This window comes from Vibrio sp. 10N.222.48.A3 (assembly GCF_041475345.1).
In the GTDB taxonomy this organism is placed as follows: Bacteria; Pseudomonadota; Gammaproteobacteria; order Enterobacterales; family Vibrionaceae; genus Vibrio; species Vibrio tasmaniensis_A.
This window is the reverse complement of the sequence record NZ_JBFRVX010000406.1, coordinates 1-3,385: the sequence shown is the minus strand read 5'-3', so window position 1 is coordinate 3,385 and position 3,385 is coordinate 1. Positions and strand designations below refer to the sequence as shown.

The following is a 3,385-nucleotide window of genomic DNA, read 5'->3' as shown; positions in this document are numbered from 1 at the left end:
AATTCAAATTGATAGAGAAGATCCACGGCACTGTCTAGCCCCGATACGGCTTCAACATAGAGATCCTGCATCAATCGATAACGAACAGTAAACTCACCTAACGAGTTAAAGATACCTACGCCATACTTCACCTGTAAACCAGGGAGAATGTAGCCGCTGACCGTAACCTGGGAGTCATCTCCAGAGCCTGCAGTATCCAATTGCAAGTCCTGTACGCCAAAAGCCTCACCAATTTCGCCGACAACCTTGCCGCTCTTCGCCAAGCTTAAGCCAATTAAGGTCGTTGTCATTGAACCATTCGACTCACCATCAATATCTTGACCACGCAAAATATAAGACAACGCGTTGGCTTGCGGCATCGCAGGATCAGAATAAATTTCGATGGTCGGCTCTGTCGCCGGGCCTGTCACTCGAATACCAGCAGTCACATCATCCTGAGTATTATCAGGGTTACGTATCGCATTGATCGCTACATATGGCTGATCCGGAGGCCCATTCATTAGAATCTTACCTTCTTTGATCAAGAGATCTTGTCCAAAGGATTGGTAAGTACCATCGACGATATTTACCTCACCTGTGATAAAAGGACCTTGGTCTTTTTGAGCCACGTTGAGCTTGCCGACCAAATCACCTTCAAGACCAAAAGCAGACAGTTTAAAGTCATCGCCAATGGAGATATTAATATTGGTCATCACATTGAATGGAATCGTGTCTTCGCTCTCTGGCTCAAGATCTTTATTCAAGATAACTTGATCAGAAGAGACGCCGACCGCTGACGGTGGTAAGTCTTCGACAACGATACGTCCCCACGGTAATGCGATATCACCCGTAATTTTTGCAAGCTCTGGCGTGACATCAATGGTCATATCAGGCACGACCTTCACCTTAACCATAGGTGGAATATCAACCATCAACTCATCAGCAAACACTCTAACGTTAGAGTGCCATGCTTTAAGATCCTGCCAGTCCCCGGAGCCTTCGATATCAAGGTGACCATCGGGTGTTTCAACATTGGCCTCTAACTTCGCGCTGTAGCCGTCAAAATCGAGGTCAATACGACCATCTTTAATATCGACTGGTGTGACATCGCCTTTGACTTGAATACCATCAACAGAGAATTGACCAAAGACTTGAGGATGCATCAAAGAGCCTTTTACCTGTAGGTCACTCTCAAGATCGGCCTTCAACAGGCTGTATTCGCCGAGGATTGGCTGTAAGAAGTCCAAATGGAAAGTTGTCAGCTTAATTGCCGCATCGACCATTTTGTCTTCTGCGAGAATGTCTGGTAACGACACCGTGCCAGACAGGTCACCATTATCAGACACATCCAACTTAAAGTCGGCGTTCAGTTGGTTGTCTTTTAGTTGGGCATTCAATGCAACGCTTTCCCAACCGAGTGTGATTGGCTCACCAACTTGTTGAACAGCCTGACCTTTCGGCATATCGACGCTTACCGTCACCTCAGGTTCACCTTGTTCCGACCATTTGGCATAAGCGGTCGCATTGACTAAGCCCTGTAATTGCGTTTCTTTAGGCATGAGGGCTTGGATCTGCTCAAAGTCGAATTGGTTAACGCCCAGTTTGGCCTCACCTGACTTTCCAGCGCGGATATCCTCATCCAGACACACGCTCGAACCCGATTGCTTCCAACAGTGCGCTTGAACGTCGGCATACTGCTTATCGACATCCGCCTTAATCGCAACGGGTTGGTCTAATACCCAAGGCCCCTGTTGAGTGGTAATTCTGACTCTGTCTAACGACCCATCCCAAATAAGAGAAGGCTTCTGAATCAATTCTCCAGAGATAGCCAAACTGGTCGACACTATATCGGATATCACATCAAGTGTTACGGTATGCTGCTTCTCACCGCCATTCACGGTTAAATCAATGCTTTCCACATTTTGTTCTTGATAGGTTAAGTTCTTAGCTTTCAATACAAGATCGGCTTGAGCTTCAGGCAATGGCAGAGGAACCACTGAGCCATTAAGCGATAAGGATTCTAGTGTTGCTTCGTTATTCCAATCGACCTTATCAACATTAAGTGCGAGATCGACCTTTGGCTCTTTCGTTGGGCCACTAAGCTGGATATTACCCATCACTTTACCCGTCAGCTCTGGAACACTCTTATCTAACTGTGGAAAATTAATCGCAACGCCCATACCCCATTGCTTATCCAGTTGCCCTTGAGCCTTAATCGAATTAACACCGTGAGCCAAGCTCAAACCACTGGTTTTCAGTTTAGGTTCACCGCTCGCGCTGCGATCTGACGCTGACAACTGCCCTTTGATATCCAGAGGGTATTCTCGTAGGATCCCCTCGATATCGAGCTTAGGTAGTTCAATCGCCCAACCACCCGCTTGTGTCAGTTCACCCGAAGTTACGATGCTTCCGCTAATGTTACCCTCGGCTTCTGGCCACTGCAGACCCGGTTGTATGTCTTTGAGCGTCACATCGGCTTGCCAATTAACGAGCTTCTTCCAGTTAGCTTTAACTACACCATTTAGTTCGCCACCCAAGGTATTCAGTTTCAAGCGTTCAAGTTCAATCTGTTCCGTGGTGCCTTTACCTTGTAGATCTATTGTTAAGGCAGGTATCTCCTTACCATCGGCTTCAGCTTTAAGCTGCACATTAAAACCATCTAATGAACCATCGGCTTTGAATTTCTCAATTGCAGCTTGGTAGTCACTTTTACCTGTCAAAGGCCATTGCGCTTTACCTCCCTCTAAAAGAAGGTCAAATGGCAGAGTCGGTTCTAAGGGTTGAATATCCCCAGACAACTTTGCCTCAATCAATTCGGAGAACTGAGACTCTAGGCTTAACTTAGCCACGCTGCCTTGTGCTTTCAGAGACAGTTTCTGACCAGCAAGATCGGTTTCTTTCACCAACGCACCCAAAGAAAGCTCTAGCGGATAGCCGCCCTTGAGCTCAACCTTCGTCGTTAGGTTCGCGCTTGCTTGTGGCATATCGAGTTCGAGACTGGAAACGTCAACCGTGTGTTTACCCGCGCGAGCTTCTAACCCGAGGTGATTCACAACAATTGGTGCTTCTTGTTCTAGAGTGAAACGGTTGAGATCAAAACGCTCAAGTACAACCTGCAAAGGAATCCAAACTTCAGGCAACTCGATAGCTGTCTTAGTTGCAGTATCTGGCTCGACTATTTCTGATTGTGGATCTTCAGTAGACTCTGCAAGTTTAACCTTAAGATCATTGAATAAAGTTGGCGATACTGTCAGCTTTTCCCCCTGCATACTCAGGGCAGTAGAGAACAAACCCCATTCAATTTCATGACCTAAGATATTCAGTTTGATATCAGATAAAGCGATTCGATTAATGACGATTGGTAGTGGTGTTTTTACCGATGTTACGGGCGGAGTAGGTTCTGCCT

General features: G+C 46.5%; 1 protein-coding gene. It reads right to left on the bottom strand.

Annotation, left to right across the window (positions count from 1 at the left end):
• On the bottom strand, window positions 1-3,385 hold a 3,385-nt coding region (locus AB4653_RS12595; protein ID WP_372104310.1), incomplete at both ends, for a translocation/assembly module TamB domain-containing protein.